The sequence below is a fragment of the Pseudomonas oryzihabitans genome, from assembly GCF_032027545.1.
Classification (GTDB): Bacteria; Pseudomonadota; Gammaproteobacteria; order Pseudomonadales; family Pseudomonadaceae; genus Chryseomonas; species Chryseomonas oryzihabitans_F.
In genome coordinates, this window is record NZ_JAVSJB010000001.1 from 122,161 (window position 1) to 141,969 (window position 19,809).

Here is a 19,809-nt window from a genome sequence, read left to right on the forward strand (position 1 = left end):
AGCCACCCGACTTGCAATGTTCCGCTATGCATTCCCGGAAAACGCTTTGCGGTTTTCCGGGCTACTGCGTTGCATCGTAGTGTGGACAACGGCGCAGCCTTGTCCACGCACTCTCCTGGCTCCCCGGAGCCACTCTTCCCCTGGAAAACGCTTCGCGGTTTTCCAGGCTACTGCGTTGCATCGTAGTGTGGACAACGGCGTAGCCTTGTCCACACACGCTCATGGCTCCCGGAACAACTCTTCCCCTGGAAAACGCTTTGCGGTTTTCCAGGCTACGGGCTCCTACAAAAGAACCTGTACCTGTAGGAGCGGCCCATGGCCGCGATCAGCGCGTATGGTCGATGACGGCACTTGCCTCATCCACCATCCCTGCGACAAGTTGCAAGACCGCCCCGGAAAACGCTCCGCGGTTTTCCAGGCTACGGGGCTCGCTGCCTTACGGCTTCTTGCGCGGCTTGCCGAAACCGGGCGACTTGCGCACCGACTTGACCTTGGGCTTGCCGTCTTCGACCCAGCGACCCAGAGGCTTGTCCGACACTGGCGCCCCGACCTTGGGTTTCTTCGGCTTCTTGGGTTTCTTCACTACCAGCCCGTTGGGCCGGGTTTCCGGGACGCGGTGATCGGGGATGAAGTCCGGCTCGTCACGGCGCTGCAGGACCTGACCGATCAGCGTCTCGATGGCCGCCAGCTGCTCCACTTCATCCGCACAGACCAGCGACACCGCCTGGCCCTGGTTGCCGGCGCGCCCGGTGCGGCCGATGCGGTGGACATAGTCCTCGGCGACGATGGGCAGGTCCAGGTTGACCACCAGTGGCAGGTCCTGGATGTCCAGGCCGCGGGCGGCGACGTCGGTGGCCACCAGGATGTCCGCCTCGCCAGCCTTGAAGCGGGCGAGGGCGCGCAGTCGCGCAGGCTGGGGCTTGTCGCCATGGATGGATTCCGCCGCCAGCCCCTCGGCCTGCAGCGCCTCTACCAGTTGCTCCACGCCCTTGCGAGTCTTGGCGAACACCAGTACCTGCTGGCGGCGCCCGCTGCGATAGAGGTGCAAGAAGAGTTCGGTCTTGCGCTTCTTGTCGACCGGTATCACCCATTGCTTGACGGTAACGGCGGCGGTGTTGCGCGGACTGACATCGATCGTCTGGGGATCGCGCAGCACCGGAGCGGCCAGCTGGCGCACGGCGTCGGAGAAGGTCGCCGAGAACAACAAGGTCTGGCGCTTGCGCGGCAGCATGACGAACAGCTCGCCCAACTGGCGGGAAAAGCCCAGGTCGAGCATGCGGTCGGCTTCGTCCAGTACCAGCAGCTGCACCTGGTCGAAGCGCACGGCGTTCTGGCTGAACAGGTCGAGCAGGCGCCCCGGGGTCGCCACCAGCACGTCCACGCCCTTGCGCAACTTCATCATCTGCGGATTGATGCTCACACCGCCGTAGGCTACCGCCGTGCGTAGCGGCAGGTGCTGGGCATAGTCGCGCAGGCTGGCATGGACCTGCTCGGCCAGCTCGCGGGTAGGGGTGAGGATCAGCGCGCGGATATGATTGGGCGCCACCGCCGGGCCTTCCTGCACCAGTCGCTGCAACAGCGGCAGCCCGAAGGCGCCGGTCTTGCCGGTACCGGTCTGGGCAGCGGCCAGCAGATCGCGACCCGCCAGCACCGCTGGGATCGCCTGGCGCTGGATGGGGGTAGGGGAGCTGTGCTCCAGGGCGGTGAGCGCCTGCAGCAGGGGATCGATGAGGCCGAGGTCGGCGAAGGTCATGACGGGCCCGATGGCGGTGAAAAGGGAGCGAATTCTAGGCTGACTGTGATGCGCGCTCAAACTTTGTAGCCAAGCGGCGGCTGCGCGCTGAATCCCGGCGCGGCATAGTGGTCAGTTCTGCGGCCACAGGAGAGCCTATGATCGACGCGAGTGCCTTACCCCCGGTGTTGGCTGGTCCGCTGCTGCGGCGGGTCGAGTCGTCGAGGCTGCTGCTCTGGCTGGTGACCACCAGCGCCGAGGCGCCTGTTCCGCGGCTTTGGCAGGACGGTGCCGAGCTTGAGGTAAACAGCGAGGTTCGTTGCCTGCGCCTGGGCGAGAGTGCCTATCTGCAGCTGATCGAGGTCACACCACAGGCGCCGCTGCCCACGGATACCTTCCTCCCGTACGATGTGCAGTTGCCTGAGGGTGGGATGCGCAACTGGGCACCCCATCTACTCGGTGCCGACGGCGACCTACCACGTTTCGTGCTGCGCGCCCGTTTCGATCATCTGCTCCATGGCTCCTGCCGCAAGCCCCACCACGCCTCGGCCGATGGCCTGGTGGCGGTCGATCGCCTGGTACAGGACTGCACCACCGCCGTGGAGCGCCCAGCGGCCCTGCTGCTCACCGGCGACCAGGTCTACGCCGACGACGTGGCTGGACCCATGCTGCTGGCCGTGCAGGCGTTGATCCGTCGCCTCGGGCTCTATGGCGAATGTCTCGAAGGCGCGGTGGTGGCAGACAGCGAGGCGCTGATGGCCCATCCGGCCAACCTCTATCACCGCGAAGACCTGCTGCCGGCCTTCAAGTCCAACCGGGCGCTGCGGGAGCGCTTCTTCGGTGGGGTGGAGAAGCCCATCTTCACCTCCACCAATGCGCACAACCACCTGGTGACCCTGAGCGAGGTGCTGGCGCTCTATCTGCTCTGCTGGTCGCCGACGCCCTGGACCCTGATCGAAGTCGCGCCGCCTGTGCTCGACGATAAGGACCGCGAGCGCTATGCCCAAGAGTCACGCTGCATAGACGCCTTCGCCGCGACCTTGCCCCAGGCGGCGCGGGCGCTGGCTAGCGTGCCGACGCTGATGATCTTCGACGACCATGACGTCACCGATGACTGGAACCTTTCCGCCCGCTGGGAAGAGACCGCCTACGGTCATCCCTTCTCGCGGCGTATCATCGGCAATGCACTGCTGGCCTATCTGCTCTGCCAGGCCTGGGGCAATGCGCCTGAGTCAGTGGCCGAGCCGCTGGCGGCTGCGGCCCGTCTGCTGGAAACGGCGGGGGACGATGGCAAGCTGGATTGCCCGGTGCAGAACGCCTGTATCGACGAGCTGCTGCGTTTCCAGGGCTGGCACTACGTGCTCATGACCGAGCCTCCGCTGATCGTGCTGGACACCCGTACCCGCCGCTGGCGCAGCGAGCGACGGTTGGAGCACCCCTCGGGTCTGATGGACTGGGAGGCCCTCTGCGAGCTGCAGCAGGATCTGCTGGATCATCCCTCGGCGGTGATCGTCTCGGCCGCGCCCATGTTCGGCGTCAAGCTGATCGAGGCGGTGCAGCGGATCTTCACCTGGTTCGGCCAGCCGCTGATGGTGGATGCCGAGAACTGGATGGCCCATCCCGGGGCGGCCAAGACCATGCTCAACATCTTTCGCCACCGCCGAACCCCAGGCAACTACGTGGTGCTCTCCGGTGACGTGCATTACTCCTTCGTCTACGACATCCGCATTCGGGATCGGCGCGGTGAGCCGCGGCTCTGGCAGATCACCAGCAGCGGCATCAAGAACGAATTTCCGCCACGCCTGCTGGCGACCCTGGACCGGCTCAATCGCTGGCTCTATGCACCCTGGTCACCGCTCAACGGCTTCACCAAGAGGCGCAAGCTGGAGCTGCAACCGCGGCTGCCGGATCGACGCGACGCCGGCGAGCGGCTGTGGAACGGCGCCGGCATCGGCCAGGTGCTGCTGGATGGGGAAGGGCGGCCGGCGGTGATCCGCCAGCACAATGCCGACGGCTCGCCGGCTACGGAATTCGTCGAGCGTCCGGCCTGAGGCCTAGCGTTCGGACAACCAGCGCGCCACGCCCTGGCCCGCGGTGCGGCCACTGGCGAAGCAGGCCGTGAGCAGATAGCCACCGGTGGGCGCTTCCCAATCGAGCATCTCGCCCGCGCAGAAGACACCGGGTAGCTGCTTGAGCATCAGTCCTTCGTCCAGTGCTTCCAGGGGTACGCCACCGGCGCTGCTGATGGCCTCGGCAAGGGGCCGCGGTCGTACCACGGTCAAAGGCAAGGCCTTGCACGCCTGGGCCAGCCGGGTCATGTCCTGGAATGCCTCCGGCGGGGCCAGCTCGCGGAGCAGGGCGGCTCGGGCACCATCGATCCCGGCGTGTCGACGCAAATGGCTGGCGAGGGACTGGCTGCCCCGGGGTTTGGCCAAGGCGCGACCGAGAGCGACGAGGTCGCGCTGCGGGGCGAGGTCCAGGGTCAGGGTCGCCTGGCCATCTCGGGCGATGGCTTCGCGTATCTCTGCCGACAGGGCATAGACCAGACTGCCTTCGATCCCCGTGTCGGTCAGCACGAACTCACCCTGGCGCGGCGGCAGTCCAGGCAGGGCGAGAGCAGCGGGCTTGATGGGGGCACCGGCATGGCGCTCTTTCAGGAAATTGCTCCAGCCGGCGACCTCGAAGCCACAGTTGGCCGGTTCCAGCGGGCGCAGTGTGACGCCACGTTCTGCCAGCAAGGCCTGCCAGGCACCATCCGAGCCCAGCCGCGGCCAGCTGCCACCGCCCAAGGCCAGAACGCAAGCCGGTGACTGAATGGATCTTTCCCCCTCGGGAGTGGCCAGGCGTAGGCCGCCTTCGGCGTCCCAGCCCAGCCAGCGACTACGGGTATGAATGCGCACGCCCTGGTCACGCAGGCGATGCAGCCAGGCGCGCAGCAGGGGAGCGGCCTTCATGTCGGTGGGAAAGACCCGCCCCGAGGTGCCGACGAAGGTCTCGATCCCCAATTCATGGATCCAGGCACGCAGGGCGTCGCTGTCGAAGCCATCGAGCCACCCGCCGACAGCCGCCTCACGCTCGCGATAACGCTGGCGAAAAGCAGCCTGCTCCTCGGCGTGGGTGATGTTCATGCCCCCAACACCGGCCAGCAAAAACTTGCGGCCCACCGAGGGCATGGCATCGAAGAGTTCGACGGAAAGGCCAGCGGCGGCCAAGGTCTCGGCCGCCATCAGCCCGGCGGGGCCACCTCCGATGACGGCGACGGTGGAGGTGGCGGGGGAGAGCGGCATGGCGGCATCCAGCGAAAACGGAAAACCGCTATTGTACGCGAGGTGATCATAACTCATCTCCCGAGTCGCTCCTATTGCAACCCCCATTGCGCCTTAATTTCGTTGAATAATCTGTAGCGCTCGGATAGTCCGTTCTTGCCACCATTCACCAGCCTGGTGACGGCTTCGACATCGTTGCAGTTTTTGTCTACCGTGGCGTTGATTTTATTTTTTTCCCAAAACCAACACGCCACATCGATGGCAGTGAGCATGTCTGCGGCCACTTTGTCCGGGTCCGCTACGTAATCAATTTTCCGGTGCTCAGAATACTGACGGTAATTTTTCTTCCAAGTGAGCTGTATCAACCCTCGACCCCGGTACTTTGGGCCATCGCCAGCTTCGGTGTTGCCTTGGCAAAGGGCGTTCCTGTGTCTCCCTGGGTTGTAGCACTCACCACTGCTGAATTCCAACGTCGTGTCGAAGTGAGCGGACTCGTGAATGCACTGCGCTAGAAAGTGGGTCTGCTGATAGGGGGTTATGATGCCGTATTTATTGAGGCACTGATTGAATATCTGCACAAAGGATTCTTTGTCGTGCCGGAACACTCTGGGGTAGTTTTTTTCGAAGTTGGTTTTGAACGAGGCGCCACCCGCTGCTCCAGTGAACCAGCTACCGTTTTTTTTCAGAATGCGCTCTAGAAAAGCGACAGTGATACGTGATTCATCCCGAGGGGTGAAGCGATCGATCAGGCCGAGGGGGTTCAGCCAAGTGACCGGGGCTCCCTGTGCCTTGCATATCAACTCGAGCCCGATCGTCGCAGACCACCCGCGAGAGCTGGGCGATAGTACGGAGGGCATCCGTACAGCGTCGTACCCTACGCCGAAAAACGCCTGGGCACCCTCGTAGGTGAATACCTCCAGATGGAAAAAAGCATGGCTTTTTTCTACATGCCCGATCGTTTCGCCTGCGGTAACGCCAATCGGTGGGTCGAGTACCTGTATGTCGTTGAGCGTGGGCCTTGTGAATTGCCTTTGCAGATAGCCTTCATGTACGAATCCACGAACGGCGTGGTATTCCGTTGCGTCGATACGGGCAATCTGTCGATAGGGGCCGTTACCGGGAAGTAGGGTCAGCGGAGTATTCGCCCTGAGCGTTGCCACGATAGCGGCTTTGTCATCGGGCTTGCTGCGTACATTCAAACCACTACGGGGATTGTTGGGACTCTGGACGATATAAGCGATCTCGCCTAGAAAAGCAGCGGGCCTGGGGGCTGCGGCGTTCTGGTAGTAGGACCAGTCAGCCAGTTGCAGATAGAGGCTGTAGAAACTGAGCGAGCCGGCGCCCTCGGTAGCCTGCAATCGGTGGCGAACCAATACGAAGCCAGCCGTGTCAGGGCTGCTCGAAGAGCGTTCGTTGATTCGATAGGCGACCACCTCGCCGTCGGTCAGGCAGCGGATTTCGGATTGGTCCAGACGTTTGCCGGTTTTGACGTCGAATCGGAGGCCCGTATCGTTGGACTGTCCTTCACAGACTGCACTGGCGAGTATTTCGATGTACTCCTTCGGGCAGGAAGGTTCTCGACCTTCCTTGAGTCTGAAGGGGTAACGCCAGGTTTTGCAGAAAACAGGGAGCTGCATGCTGGTAGCCTCGCTCAGGTACTTGAGGATCCTTGCGGAGTGTCGCGCGTTTGCAAGCTGAGCCAGCCTTCTGCAATCTCCTGGCGCTCCAATATGGCAGCGCTAGCGGTAGGCGGCTCTGTACGGAGCGGGTAGTTGTCGCCAGAGGGCTCATACCACGTCCACTCACCTTGGGCATGAGCAGGAACTGTCGGGGATGGCGCGGTGCCCTGGGCGGTGAGCAAAGGCCCGGCGCGCAAGAGCACACCGAGGCGGTTGAGAATGAGGCGATAGTATTCGCTGGGTAGGCTTATGGCTTTGACCGGTAAGACGTCACAGCGCGCATGCACGGAAGCTTGTGGATCGATCAGCAAAGTGATGACCGCAGGGGTTTCTGCATCGGGTATAACCGGGATCGTTGCGTCATCCGGTGGGACTGGCGCTTTGTTCCTGAATATCATTCGGAACTCTGTCCGTTTCCAATAGGCGATCAAGCCATCGCTCAACCGGCCGGTAGCGCCGATAGTCACGGGAATCGGCCGCAGTTTTGTTTTGCTGGCAGTTTTGCTTTCACGTTCTGCCACCGCCCGCCAGGATAGGTCTGGTGCAAGCCCTCCCTTTAGCTCGATGGCGAGTGTGGCGCGAACCAGTGCCAAGGGGCGACCGATCAGTTGTGACCAAGATTCATCGGTCATTGCACTGGATGGCTGGATGTCCTTAAGGGCTTCTCTGATCCGTTCTCTGAAGGCCAGGAATCTGTCGATCTTCCCGGCATGGAGGGTCAGGACGAAACTGCGCAGTTCGGGATGCGCCTTTATGAGCGCGCCTTGCGGATGTTTGATCGCGACGCTGGGTGCCGCTGTGCGCCAGAGCAACTGTGGCTCCTGCCCCGCCGTGCTGAGCAGCGTACCGAGGGGATTTGCGTCGGCATCAAAAATCGTCAGGCCGCCATCCACATTATCGAGCAAGACCCAACCAATAACAGGAGAGGCGGGGGGGTTGGCGTCCGGATGGAAAAAGCCCGACCAGGCGCTGAGCCAGCGAAAGTGCAGCCGTGCCGGTTGGGTGATTCGGGAGGGTAGCCGGACGATCGGTACTCCGCTTGTCCTGGCATCATTCCGCACGCTACGCGCAGCGAGCACATCCAAGGGCTGCGAGGTATGCTCACCATGATCGCGGAAGCGACCAAAGCTATCAACGATCCTAATGCGCTGCAGGTGCAGGGTGCCGGAGCGTACCATTACCCTCTTTTTTTCCGGCAGGGGGGCGAACCAATTTTCGTGGGCGATTGCTTGTCTTATCCGCCTCACCCCTTCTTGGTTAAGTTCGTCTTTTTTGGTGGCGAGTAGATACGGGTCCGTTACAGGAAGCTGTCCGCTGGGGCTCATTTGCAAGAGCATGGCATTGAATCCAGTCATCGCCTGGGTGGCCAGGGGCAGCCTATCCAGCCATGTCTGTAGATCGGTCAAGCCGGGCGCCTGAAGATCGTGTTCGAGTATTGCCGAGATCGCGTGGGTTAACTGCAGGGTGCCATGCCGGGAAAGTATGCTCATGCCTCTATAGCAATCGGCTGCCTCGTCTCCAGCGGGAGTAAACCTCGCCTCATACTGGACCTGCAGAGGTAACCAAGGTGAACGTCCTTCTCCAAGGTGTAGAGGAGCGCGCGGAGGTACTGCTCGGTTGAAGGGTAAGCTGGCGCCTGGTCGCTCCGAAAAGAAGGCATCGACGGCATCGCTGAACAGCTTTGCGGCGAGCGAAGCCCCAGTGTGTTCACCGTCATTGTCGGCAAGGTATTTAACAATCGCAGGTCGATGGCCCAACGCAAACAGCGCAGCCTCGTCGACTAGTGCTCGGATTGTGGCGGCAAGCCCAGACGGCAAGCCCGGGCATGTCCAGTGGAAGTTCCACGGGCAGTCCTCCAGGTTCAACAACTTGCCTACAATTGGGGTAACCAGCTGTCTGACGATTTGCTCGTCGGTACGCCAGGGTGCCTGGTTGCTCGTAACTGAACGGCGAATGGCGGCATGTTGGTGCTGGGTATCCTGCCCGAGCAACATCAGCGACGGGTTGCACGGCTGCCAGAAGCGCGGAGCAGGTTGCTGCTCCAGGCTGTAGCCTGCCGGCAAGCGGCTCGTAATGGCGTCGATGCATCTGTCGAGTCGACGCTGCTGGTGCGCGATAAAGGCCACCTGGGCTTCAATGGCGTTCGCCTGCTTGAGCATGGGCTCCACGAACAGACTGTCACGGATGCCTGTAGGGGATGGAAAATCGTAGCGGGCAAGTTGGAACCTGTACCAGTCTGCATAGAGACTACGGCGTGCCGTGGCCAAGGTGCCGCGTCGACGGTCTAGACGCTGTTGATTGGCCGACAAGCGCGCCACATGCTGCATGAGTGACGCCGGGACGGGTATTGGTGCTGGCCCGATAGTGCTGGGTCGCTCAGGTACCTTGAGTGCCCAGAGTGTGCCTCCGGTACTGCTGTTGAAACCTGCTTCGTGCAACTGGGCGGCAAATCGATCCGCCGCATCCAGTCGCCGCCCAAGTTTTTCTAGCTCGCCGAATTGCAGCGTGTTCAGACCACCCTCCAGTTGCGCGGCGCCTGCTGCGGCGGCCAGCAGTACCGACAAGGCTTCGGCTGACGAGGGACCGATGGCACAAGCGAGCCTGGCCGTTGAAGGTTGCAGATAACGAGTGCCTGGATTCCAATCAATCTCGTGCAGCTCACTATTGCTCAGCAGGCATTCCGGCCGCGTGGCTGGCTTGGCCGCGCCATCGAGCTGAGGCATCGCCTCTCGCCCCGCGTCCGTTGCCAGAAAGTCCTCCACGTTGCCACCGTACCAGCCCACCACGTGATAGCCGAGCTTGAGAGGCTGGGTCATCTCTAGGTCGTTAAGGGCATCGTAGAAGCCGAACACGGTCGAGCAATTGGGATAGAAGGCTGCGAACCCGGGATCTCCGTAACCCAACGCCGTCAGGGGCGAGAAACGAGGGGCTCCCTCGCCTTCGTCCCAATCTTCCGCTGGAAAATGTTTTCCGATGTAGCGGCTACGTTGCTCAGACGTGCCCAGGTCGACCGGGACACTCGGATGACGCCATCCCCACTGCTGACTAGGCGTCGATATCAGCCGGTCACTTTCAACTACCCAACGCCGTGCGCGGTACACCCCGTCTCTCTGGAAGACGAACCGAGTGACCAGCCAGCGATTCGGCACCGCTGGAAAGCCGCCGCCGATAGGTGGCGCTTCTGCGGATTGACCTGAATAGGGTGGAGGCGGATCGGTGTGGTCTACGGCATGACGTAGTGGTTCCGGTAGCGTCCAGTGCAGGTGCACTCCGATGCCGAGTGGTGCGCCTGTGGCGAAGGGCTTGCCGTGTTCGATCACCTTTTCGGTGACATTGGGTTGGGCGAAGGCGTGATTACTTTCTTTGGCGGCCATGGCCGCAAAGCTAAAGGCCGGACCTACCGCCTGACTGTCAACTTCGTTCGGGCCTATGCACAAGGCGTGCATTTCCATGGGCGCGATCAGTGATCGCCGGGTGGATCTGATACTTTCGCTCATGGTTGTTGATCTCTCATCTCAAAGGTAACGATACGGCTACCGCTCGCCAGACCGGCCGCGAGCCGAGCGGCATCGGACCAGCCACGCTGAGCTGCGTCTCGGGCAGCCGCCCATACCTCGCCGCGTCTCTGTGCATTCTTGGGTAACTGCAGACTTTGGCTTTCCGCGGGTTCGATCAATCTGGCCGTGCGGAGCGAGCCGCTGAATAGACAAAGCAGAATGCCCGGTGCCAGCTGTTCCATGCGCAACAGTGGCAGGGATGTCTGCTCGTCCGAGAAGCCTTGTGCCTCGAGGCCCGGCCAGGCGGTCACGACTTGCGAACGCAGCAGAAAGCCGCTGATGATCGAGACTGGCTGGGGCTCGTCTGGCAGTTCCTGATCGGGGGTCAAGAGCTTCGTTCGAACGTTCGAGGCATTGCTCAAGGCCGTGCCGATCAGTGTCTGGCGCTCGTCGGCTTCGAGGCTGGGGTCGTCACAGCCCAGACTCAGGCTGCCGTCCAGCAATGCCGTTAGCCAGTCTTGATCGAGTTGGAAGAAACGTAACGATTCCGCGGGCAGCATCGCTGGCTCCGCTACCAGATAGTCCAGCGGAACGCCGTGTAGCAGGCAAAGACGGCCAAGGAACTCCTCAAGGAGTGATGTTTCGGCCCTGTAGTCCTCGGAGACCTGGGCAGGGGTGGGCTCAAGCAGCCACTGACTGAGGGCGACGATATCGAACGAGACACCTGCGACCTCGTTGGCGATGATGCCCGCTGCACTTAGCTGTTCTGGCGCCGCGATATCCGCGGGCGAAAGTTCGGTGAAGTGCGCCAGTCTCTGCAACTCTTCGGGTTGCTCGAGGCTGTCAGCGTTGTGTAGCTTGCCCGCTCGGTAGCGATAAAGAGCGTTGCCGAAGGCTTTGTTCGCTAACGCGAGTTGGCGGCCGAGTTGCCAGGCAGCGGCGTAACCCACATCGAACATGCCTAGCTGCGGATCGTAGCGCAGCAGGGAGTCGGAGTTGCGGGAGGCAACGTTCACCGTGCGCTCCTCGCCTTTCAGCGGTGCTAGTGGACCGCGGTACCAGGACACGGTCCGGGTGCCATTGCGAAACTGGTGGTCGAGCGCGCAATAGCCACGGGCGTAAGCCCGTTTGACCAGGCGCGTGGGCGCAGCATCGCGCTTGTCTGGTACCCGTACCGGAAGCGCCATCGGGCCATGGTCTAGCGTCGCGAGTAAGCCGGTGAAGGTGCCACCCTGATCGGTGTTGCAGGAGAAACTCCAGGACAGCAGACTGACCAGCCGAATGGCCTGATACTCGGAGTTCGGGTTGGAGTATTCGGGCAGGTAGGGAGCCATCTCGTCGAGTGCTACCAAGTGCGCGGTATAACGTCGGCCGACTTGGCAGCAGCGGTTGCCCATGATCACGGCATAGTCCTGCCCCGGCGTGTCCTCGTCGCTGGCCGCTTTTGCCTCGACCTGCACATTGCGTACGTGCGTGAGCCAGGCCAGATCCTCTACGGTGGGCGCCAGGCGTTCGAACTGTTGGCGTGTCAGGGTGATGAGGGTTACCGCATCGTCGGGCGCCTCTCCTACCGCGCTCCTATGCGCTGGCTGTACCAGCGGTGGGCACTGCTTCAATTCGATAGCGGTCGTTACCGTGGTTTCAGGTGCCGGCTCCAGATCGTCGAAGAGAAGCAGCGCCAGCCAAGGTGGGCTGTCATGCTGGGCTGTGACAGAAGCACTCAACTGCCAGGGCAATGTCGCTTGAGAAAGCACGACGTAGGGAAGCTGGTCTTGATAGTCCCCCGCATGGCCGTCTGGTGGATAACAGGCATGGATGAGCTCTGGATCAATGCAAAAGCGCGGCGTACGCACCACGATCTGCTGCGAGCGCCCGAAGCTTTCGAGCTCGATATTGTCCTCTGCCTTCGCCAGTCGCTGATGGATCCTCAGCGTATGGGTGCCGGAAAGCAATGCCGGGCGTAGGCAGGGAAGGTAGCGATAGGTCGCTTTGCAAGCCTTCATTCAGACATCTCCCCAGCGGCAGAGAAGAGGGGTATCGGCAAAGACGCCATTGTCCGGCGCAAGCAATTGGTCCAGCCCAGAAAGCGCAGTGAGCGCGGATACCCGTGCGGCCCCATGCAGGCCATGACGCTCACCGAGTTCCTTTTCCTTGGCGTAGATGCCGTTGTCGATATCCTCAATCGCAGCGAGCACAGCGCTACGTCGGGTCTCGACCTCGGGCTGAGTGAGAGTGGTGCGCAGCATCTTCAGGTTTGGATCGGTGACGACGGGATGGACAGGGTCCAGTACCCACCAGGCCTTGTAGCCATTTGCAACCGGTGTGGAAGACTTGTTAGCGCTGAAGAAGTCTGGTCGCTTCACGTCCAAGCTCAGACGGACGCCTGTCAGCGCATCCGCCACCACCTGTTGCTCGGGTGGGGAGCTTGCCGCAGGGCGGCCAGACGGGTTCCACAAGCCGGCCGCGACCGGCGAAAGGATGGGTTTGAGCTGCCAGTCGCCCTGTCGTCCGACGGTCAGGCTCAGGTGTGAGGTTATCTGCGCGTGCGTCAGGTTCATGGGACCGATACCGAAGCTCGCACCGCCAGATTGCGGCGCGCCATCGAGGTCGAGGGTTCGCGCGGGAACGCTGAGTGCAAGTTCGATGGACAGTGCTCCCGGATCGATCAACCAGTGAGCGGTAGCGGTCTGCTCAGGACTTGCGCCTTCGTCCAGCCGCTTGCCGGAACTGGCGTCCAGGCGGGCAAGTAAGCCGCTGGACGGGGTCAAGGTGATCAGGCTGTCGGTGAGCGTGGGCGCGCCATCGATCAACGGCCTGTCAAGCTCGCGCTCAGCGGCATTGGCCAGGGGTAGAAAGGACGCACGGAAGTCTGCCCAGCTCACGATGGGCGTGCTGGCCGGGCGTTCTGCGCCGAGGCTGATATCCTTGCTCAGCCCGTAGAAGCTGATCCTCGCCAATGCACCGAACGGCGGTCCCCAGAGGTCCATCGAGACGGCCAGGTCCAGGGACAGTTTGAGGGTGATGGGCCAGGCCTTGAGTTCTGCCTCCACGTGCACGGCGATTCTGACCGCGGCCTCATAGGCGAAAGGCTGGAAGAAAATGATGAAATCGGCTTGCGCCCTGAACGAGGCCGAGCCCCAGCCGGCGCGGTAATTCACCTCCAGCAGGCCGCCAGCCATGATGGCTGACGGAGTGAGGGCGAAGTATTGCTCGCCCTTGATTTGCACCTGTTCCGACAGTTTCCAGTTCAGCGCCAGGCGTTCGACCCTTGGATAGTGCGCAGGCACCTTGAAGCGGGGGTGGTATCCACCGAGCGTCAGGACGAAATCCCCTGCATGTGGACTGGGCGAGAACCAGGAGTACAGCGCGAAACCACCGGTAATCTGAGCTTGCTCGCTGAGCAGGAAGGCGCCAGGGGCCAACATGCCATCGACTTTGAGTTCCCCTGCCGCGGGGCGATACTCCGCCCGAACCAGGATGTCGGCATGAACCAGCGGTGAGCGCTCACCCAGCGCGGACTTGGGCGGAAAGGTGAGGTCCAGCTTGGCCAGCACCTGTAGGCGGGTTTCCTCGCCCAGCGAAAGCACGAGCAAGGCAACGCCATTGATGATCTTGAACGAGGTGAACTTCACCCCAACGGCCACCCAATGTTCGCCCGCGCGGGGCGAGCAGATCTGCCCCAAGCGATCAAGCGCCTTGCTATCCGCCTTGCCGTTTTCGAGCGCTCGCAGCATGGGATGAGCACCAACGTCGGCCAGAGCCACGTCCGCCCAACTCATGTTGTGACCCACGCCGCCCGCCAGTCCAGTGATATAGAAAATCGGTGGGCCACCCAGTGGCGTATCGAGGACGGCCAGCAGTGCAACATGGGTGGTAGTCGGCTCGCCGGGTGCGAGGCGCGTCTCGCTGTAGGTGCCGATGGCCGTCAAGGCGATCCTGCCGAAGCCGATCGTCACCGCGCCGGCATAGCTGTTATCGTCGCGTACCAGCAACCCACCCGACAGGCTCAGGGCATCGGTGGTGGCGCCCACCGACACGCCTTTGAGCGAAAACTCGGGCGTCAGCGGTAACTTGAGTGGCGTTTTGGCTTCGAGCCCCACCAGCCCCAACCTGACCGGACCAAAGGCGGCCGAGGCATCGAGCATGAAACTGAGGCCGGTGGCACCCACGTCGACCCCGAGGCGCTCGAGCATGACCGGTCCGACTCGCCGATCCAGGGGGAGCCAATAGCCCTTGTCAGGCTCAGTGGCCAGCCCTCTGCCGACTTCGGCAGGAGCCACGAGCGCTTTGCCGACGTTTGGTGAGGCTTTCTCCAGGGGAGCTGTCGCGGGCTCGGTATTGGGTTTTTCCAGGTCGCGCGGCGGCTCGGGCAGGCGCGGGTAGTCCAGTACCCTGTGATAATCGAGTACGGTGAGGTCCGCATGGACGGATACCTTGCCCCCGAGTAGCGAGGGCCGGACAAAGTGCGCGACGTCCAGATCCTGGAACAAGGCGTCGAGCTGCGTCGGATCGCAGGTACTGGCAAGGCGTATCGCCAGGTGGTCGAGACCCACCGTTGCCGGCTTGGACGGATCGCTGCTGATCGCTCGCGCGGTGTTTGCCATGCTGCGTAAGGAACCGCCGATCAGCGGGGTCTCGAACAGATCGATGGCCAGTTCGCCGACCTCGAGCAGGTACTGCCAACTCGATTGCCTGGCCTCTTCGTCCAGGGGCTTGCCCGCTACCAGCAGCAAACGATGCAGCCGATCAGAGCCCAGGCTGAAGCCGCAATGAAGCGCGATTCGGGTGCCGGCTTTACCCAGGCGAACGTCAAGGGCGAACGTTCTGATGTCCAGGCGAGTCGTCGGCAGTGGGGACTCGAAGCCCAAGGTGCCGGCCAGGTCCCGGATCAGCGCCGCCAGATCCAGCTCGGTAGTCGCCGCGGCCTTGAACTGCCAGGTGCCTGCCGTATAGCCCAGGTCGAGGCTCACCTGCGTCTTACCCGCCGTGAGCTGGGCCTTGCCTAGCAGTGTGAGGGGCGTATCCGTGGAATAGGAGCCGCTGAGTTCTTCGATCAGGATGCCTAGGCCACCGATCCTCACCACGGAGCGGGAAGCGGCTAGAAAATTGAAACTGAAGAGGTGGCCGATCTCCAACTCCAGCAGGCAGCGTTCGATAGCGGCGTCGACCAGCGCCTCGTGGGGTTCGATCTTGAACAGATCCGTGCAGAGGCTGGACAGCGAGATCGACGGCACGTTGACCAGGAACGACATGGACGAGCCAATATCGGCTTGGAGCTGCAACTCGTAGTCTCCGAGCGCGAGTACGGCGCTGAGCGAGGACGACCAGTCGCCTTGCTCGCGTGAGAGCTCGAAATCGATGTCTCCCAGGGTCAGGGTGGTGTCTTGTATCGGGAAGGCGAGGTGCCCAATGGTGTGGATCTCAACCGAGAAGTCACCGTTGTGCACGTTGCCATCGAGCACCATATGCACCAGATGCAATGCGGTTTGGCCAGCGCGAACGGGCGCCAACAGCTTGTTCAGGCTATCTGGCAGGTTGAGGCGATAGCCAGGTGTCAGGGCGATGCTGGCATCGCCTTCGGGCAAGCGGATCATGACATCGAAGCGGGTTTCGTCCGCCGCCTCGGGATGGATGATCCATTGGCTGGCCAGCTCCACTCGGGTTCCGTAGGCGGTGAAGTCGGTACGCAAGGTCAGGCTTGGGCGTAGCGTGACCAGCTCATCGAACAGCGAAAGGTCGTGTTGATAGCCCAGGACGAAGGTCGCGCTGGGGCGGCCCGAGCCTGAGAGCGGAACCAGCGCATGCAGGCGTTGCAGCTGAGGGACGGCGTTTGAGCAGCTGCCGGGCAGCGCGAGATGACTGCCGGCATCCGGCAGCAGACCCTCGAGCCAACCCTGGCATTCCGTGCCCTCATCGGCCTCGACCAACACGCTGATCAGCTTGCCATTTTGGGTGGCGCCCAGGGTGACCTTGGCACGGCGGACGCCGACGGAGAGACTGCCCTCGAAGGTGAATGCGAATACGGAGGCGTGCTCGGGGTCGTCGAGACCGCTGGTGCGCGCCCTGACCCGTTGCAACTCGATCTTCAATTTACCGCCCAGCAGTTCGCACGTGGCGCCCTTGACCTGGGCTGCCAGTTCGATGAACAACCCATCCTCGTCCATGCCTACGGCACCGGCGATAGGTAGCAACCGTTCGATACCGGCCCACTCAAGGAGCGCTTCGCCCAGCAGCAGGGAAAAGTCGGCCGTGGCCGTGAAGTTGACACCGGCCCGCAGCAGGCCGAATTCATGACGCCAACCAGGTGCGACTTCACGGGCCAGCGTCTCTATCGCGCCGGCGGCGGATCGACTCTCGGCATACCACCGCTCGCCTTGGAGATCGGCCGAGCAATACCAAAGATTCACGTCACGCAGTACCGCCGCCAGGTTGAGCAGGGCAGGACCGTCGATGATGTCCGGATAGGCGAGCTTGGGCGTCCAACCTTCAGCGGCAGGCCCTATTTCGATGACCCAGTCGATGTTCGTCGCTTCAGGTAGTTGGAATAGGGTGGCCGTGGCACATGGTTGGTCTGGTGCCTGTTCGAGTAACGCTGTTAATAAAGCGCAAGCGTCGTCCTCAAGCTGATACTCATGGACAAAAAGGGAGTCAAAAGGCCCGTCCTCTATAGGAGGTATCAGTCCGCTGGTCGAGCGATGGTGACTATGCTTATGGATAATCATGGTTAAATTTTCTTATTTTTCGAGGGTTTTGTTTTGTAAGCAAGCCTCTTTCCGTGCTCTCCATCTTTGCCGTCCCCTTCATCCCATTCGTCCTCTTCGTCATGCTGAGTATCTCTCGATATTATTCTATTATCAGGGTTTTTTTTATTTTGTGATGATATTGTAATCAGACGCTTATATATAAAGTGTCTGATCAAGTAGAACTCGTTCGAGTCTAATTCTTCCCGTTGACCGTCTATGACAAAGTCGACGGCGAATTTTCCGTCAATGGTTATGACGTAGCGCACAAAGGCTGTTGCATGTTTGGTCTCGTACAGCTGGCAGGAAATAGCATCGAAGGCAGCACGAAGAATATTGTGCAGTTTCTTTTTTTCTTGATCTGCTTTGTTTGGTTTTTTGAGATAAAGCGCTATTTCCTCTGGCTTAAAGCTTTTTAGTATGTTTTGTGTTAGTGGATGGATTTTTGCTTTATTTGCGATGTCTAAAAAAAAGTCTTCTTTTGCGCTTTTGATATCTTCTTCTGAAGGTTTGACAAGGCATCTGTACAACGTGTTTTTTGTGATGAAAAAGACTTTTGAGTTGCTTTTCTCTATAAGGTCTTGTTTGATGTTATTATGGATGTAATTTATGAGGTTGCCTTTCTCCGAAGAGTCCTTTTCATAGGCATCATTAGGGCCATCTTCATACGGTATCAGGTAAGCTGTGACCTTGACTGCTATCTTGCTATATTCGTCTTTGCATGAACGCATTGCACTTTCGATTGCGAGCTCGGCTGTATTGGACTGATAGCTGCCAGCTACAAGATTGGAGGATAAAAAACTTCCACCATCCCCATAGCCAATTAGGTGACACCATTCTTGTTTGGTGCGAAGTGTCTGGGTGATGGATTTTTCGAATTCTATTCTAGCTGGTCTCTTCAATCTATCTATTATAGGGTTGCAATGGGTAAAGTATGCTTTGAAGAAAGGGCTGCCGGCGTTGTTTTCTAATGTCGCTGATGTGGCTTCATAAGCACTGAGAGAGGGCTTTGCTCCTACCGCTTTGGCCATGACGTTGCCAAGGTTGATGGAAGGGCGATGGCCTGATAGGGGACGTCTTAGTGGTATGGATTTGATGTCGCCGCTGTAGTTCTTTTGCTTCTTTCGTATGATGGTCTCTTGTGTCCATGAGGTTATCGAGCTTTTCATTATGGATGAGCTGTGGCTTGGAAAAGGCTTTAGTGGGTGGTCTGTATTGTTTACCAAGCCTCTATATTGGCAAAGGCCTTTTAGGGGATTTTTTACGTAATAAATTATTGTATCGTTTTCGTCTTTCAACTCGTATTTATAGATGCGGGTCTCGAAATTGAATATAAAGTTGTTGTTTGTCATGTCTGTAGCATTTTTTATGGCATTTGCCCATGGATCACTCTGTGAAACTTGGTTTTCCGTATCTTGCTCCACCTCCATTTCATCAGGATTGGCTAAGGGTGGTGGCTTCGTTAGATGTTTGGTTTGAAATTGAATTATTATATCTAACTGTTCCGCGAGAGGGGGGCTTGCCAGTTCGTTATTCTTTTTTTATCGTTCTCTTTATATTTCGAATATATGTTGTGGTGTGTTCCTTTCTCGTTTTTTTCTGTAGTCAAGTAGAAAAAATTTTTTGTTGTTTCGGTGAGTATTATCTTGTCCGCACGCCATGAGTCACTGAACGTGGGATTGGTCACGATTTTTTCTGGAATAAAGCAGCAGGCTTTTGTCCAGGTAGCTCCGCTTTTTTTCAAGGTATAGGCTGGTATCAACTTTTTTCCAGAATTTTCAATGAATTTATTGATTGAAAATTCTTGGGGTGTGAATTTTTTCGATGCTTTGTTTTGGAAGATATCTGTTGTTTCGATCTCTTCCCGATTAGGAAGGTCGTGGTCATTGTCTGAATATTCATAGAAGACTACAGGATAATCTCTTATGGCTATCAGAAGTTTCTCGCGGTATATCCTGCAAAAGTCGAACAGTCTTGGGTTTATGGTTTTTAGGCTAAATAGCCCTTGAAATGGTATGCTTCTGATTTTTCTGTTTGTGCTTTTGGGGTTAGGTGTTGCGTTAGATATTAAGGGTTCCATTTCTTTTTCAATAAGCATTGAGGCGTAAGACAATATGCCTATCAGGTCTGTCTCGTTTATTTTTCTTTGTTGTCCTGGGGATGTTTCTCTACGATAAAGTTTGAAGATTTTTATGAGGTTCTTTTTGTTCTTTTTGTCGGGGACGACGGGCCAACTGCTAAGTAGCTCCCATTCATTTTTTGGCAATATATATTTTTCGTTAACTGTATCGCTTTTAACTGTATCCTTTTTCGTGATTGCTTTTTCGGTCGCCTTCGTCCTGGATTTATTTTTTCTTTCCAAGCGTGTGAAAGATCCAGTAGGTAAATGTTTTTCTTTTATGCTGTGATCTTCTTCTGGATCTAGGTATATGCCTTGGCCTGGTGTAATTTCATTTATTGCTGAGTTAATACTATCTTCAATCATTTTGCTGGTATACTGCAGCATGGTTTTCTTATCCTGGATTTTAAGTGGTTTTGACAGTGCGCAAGATGTTTTTGTCTTTTGAGAATAGAATTTTTGCTTTCTAGAGTCGATGCGCTGTCCTAAGAAATTCGCATAAAGCCGACTGGGCTCAGGTTGCTTGATAATCAACATCCTACCTTTCCAGTAACATGCCTACTGTTCTGATACTCTTTCGTAAAAGTGCCTGTGATCCGATCCTGGCATAGTCTCGGGCACGATGCTGAGCGCCGCTCGACCATCCGGCCGAGTTCAGGAATAGCAATGAAGTGTTGAATTTCTGGTCGTCATTAAAGGATCGGCGATCATTTTTTGACATAAAAAAACTCATCGATGAAGCAAAAACGAGCTGGCCTGCACGCGGCCTCAGCAAG

General features: G+C 59.0%; 9 protein-coding genes. 1 reads left to right on the forward strand and 8 read right to left on the reverse strand.

All coding sequences use genetic code 11. The features are described from left to right. Window positions 1-436: 436 nt before the first annotated feature. Window positions 437-1,753: a DEAD/DEAH box helicase gene (locus tag RND78_RS00580; protein WP_312725157.1), complete on the reverse strand. Its 1,317-nt coding sequence runs from the start codon at window positions 1,751-1,753 to the stop codon at window positions 437-439. A gap of 137 nt (window positions 1,754-1,890) precedes the next feature. On the opposite strand from RND78_RS00580, the gene RND78_RS00585 reads away from it, so the two are divergent. Beyond that, entirely contained in the window at window positions 1,891-3,783 is a 1,893-nt protein-coding gene (locus RND78_RS00585; protein WP_312725158.1) for an alkaline phosphatase family protein, read from the forward strand. A gap of 3 nt (window positions 3,784-3,786) precedes the next feature. Here RND78_RS00585 and RND78_RS00590 read toward each other — a convergent pair whose 3' ends face one another. The 7 genes from RND78_RS00590 to RND78_RS00620 form a co-directional block, all read right to left on the reverse strand. Beyond that, on the reverse strand, window positions 3,787-5,019 hold the full coding sequence (locus RND78_RS00590; RefSeq protein ID WP_312725159.1) for a TIGR03862 family flavoprotein: 1,233 nt from the start codon (window positions 5,017-5,019) through the stop codon (window positions 3,787-3,789). Between the two features lie 71 nt (window positions 5,020-5,090). Continuing rightward, window positions 5,091-6,635: a glycoside hydrolase family 19 protein gene (locus RND78_RS00595; RefSeq protein WP_312725160.1), complete on the reverse strand. Its 1,545-nt coding sequence runs from the start codon at window positions 6,633-6,635 to the stop codon at window positions 5,091-5,093. Window positions 6,636-6,649: 14 nt separating this feature from the next. Further along, window positions 6,650-10,174 (reverse strand): hypothetical protein, encoded by a 3,525-nt coding sequence (locus tag RND78_RS00600; protein WP_312725161.1) that lies wholly within the window; start codon window positions 10,172-10,174, stop codon window positions 6,650-6,652. Then, window positions 10,171-12,177 carry a hypothetical protein gene (locus RND78_RS00605; protein WP_312725162.1) on the reverse strand — a complete coding sequence of 669 codons (2,007 nt, stop codon included), beginning with the start codon at window positions 12,175-12,177 and terminating at the stop codon, window positions 10,171-10,173. The genes RND78_RS00600 and RND78_RS00605 overlap by 4 nt, the downstream gene beginning before the upstream one ends. Next, window positions 12,178-16,896, reverse strand: a complete 4,719-nt coding sequence (locus RND78_RS00610; protein ID WP_312725163.1) for a DUF6603 domain-containing protein — start codon at window positions 16,894-16,896, stop codon at window positions 12,178-12,180. It abuts the gene before it with no gap. 2 nt (window positions 16,897-16,898) lie between these two features. Next, window positions 16,899-18,338, reverse strand: a complete 1,440-nt coding sequence (locus RND78_RS00615) for a hypothetical protein (protein WP_312725164.1) — start codon at window positions 18,336-18,338, stop codon at window positions 16,899-16,901. 71 nt (window positions 18,339-18,409) lie between these two features. After that, complete coding sequence (locus tag RND78_RS00620; RefSeq protein ID WP_312725165.1) at window positions 18,410-19,420, reverse strand: hypothetical protein; 1,011 nt, start codon at window positions 19,418-19,420, stop codon at window positions 18,410-18,412. Between the last annotated feature and the right edge of the window lie 389 nt (window positions 19,421-19,809).

Excerpts from the sequence above, each read along its gene's own strand:
- RND78_RS00595 (WP_312725160.1), bottom strand. The coding sequence starts at position 6,635 with ATGCAGCTCCCTGTTTTCTGCAAAACCTGGCGTTACCCCTTCAGACTC.
- RND78_RS00580 (WP_312725157.1), bottom strand. The coding sequence starts at position 1,753 with ATGACCTTCGCCGACCTCGGCCTCATCGATCCCCTGCTGCAGGCGCTC.
- RND78_RS00610 (WP_312725163.1), bottom strand. The coding sequence starts at position 16,896 with ATGATTATCCATAAGCATAGTCACCATCGCTCGACCAGCGGACTGATA.
- RND78_RS00600 (WP_312725161.1), bottom strand. The coding sequence starts at position 10,174 with ATGAGCGAAAGTATCAGATCCACCCGGCGATCACTGATCGCGCCCATG.
- RND78_RS00620 (WP_312725165.1), bottom strand. The coding sequence starts at position 19,420 with ATGCTGCAGTATACCAGCAAAATGATTGAAGATAGTATTAACTCAGCA.
- RND78_RS00585 (WP_312725158.1), top strand. The coding sequence starts at position 1,891 with ATGATCGACGCGAGTGCCTTACCCCCGGTGTTGGCTGGTCCGCTGCTG.
- RND78_RS00605 (WP_312725162.1), bottom strand. The coding sequence starts at position 12,177 with ATGAAGGCTTGCAAAGCGACCTATCGCTACCTTCCCTGCCTACGCCCG.
- RND78_RS00590 (WP_312725159.1), bottom strand. The coding sequence starts at position 5,019 with ATGCCGCTCTCCCCCGCCACCTCCACCGTCGCCGTCATCGGAGGTGGC.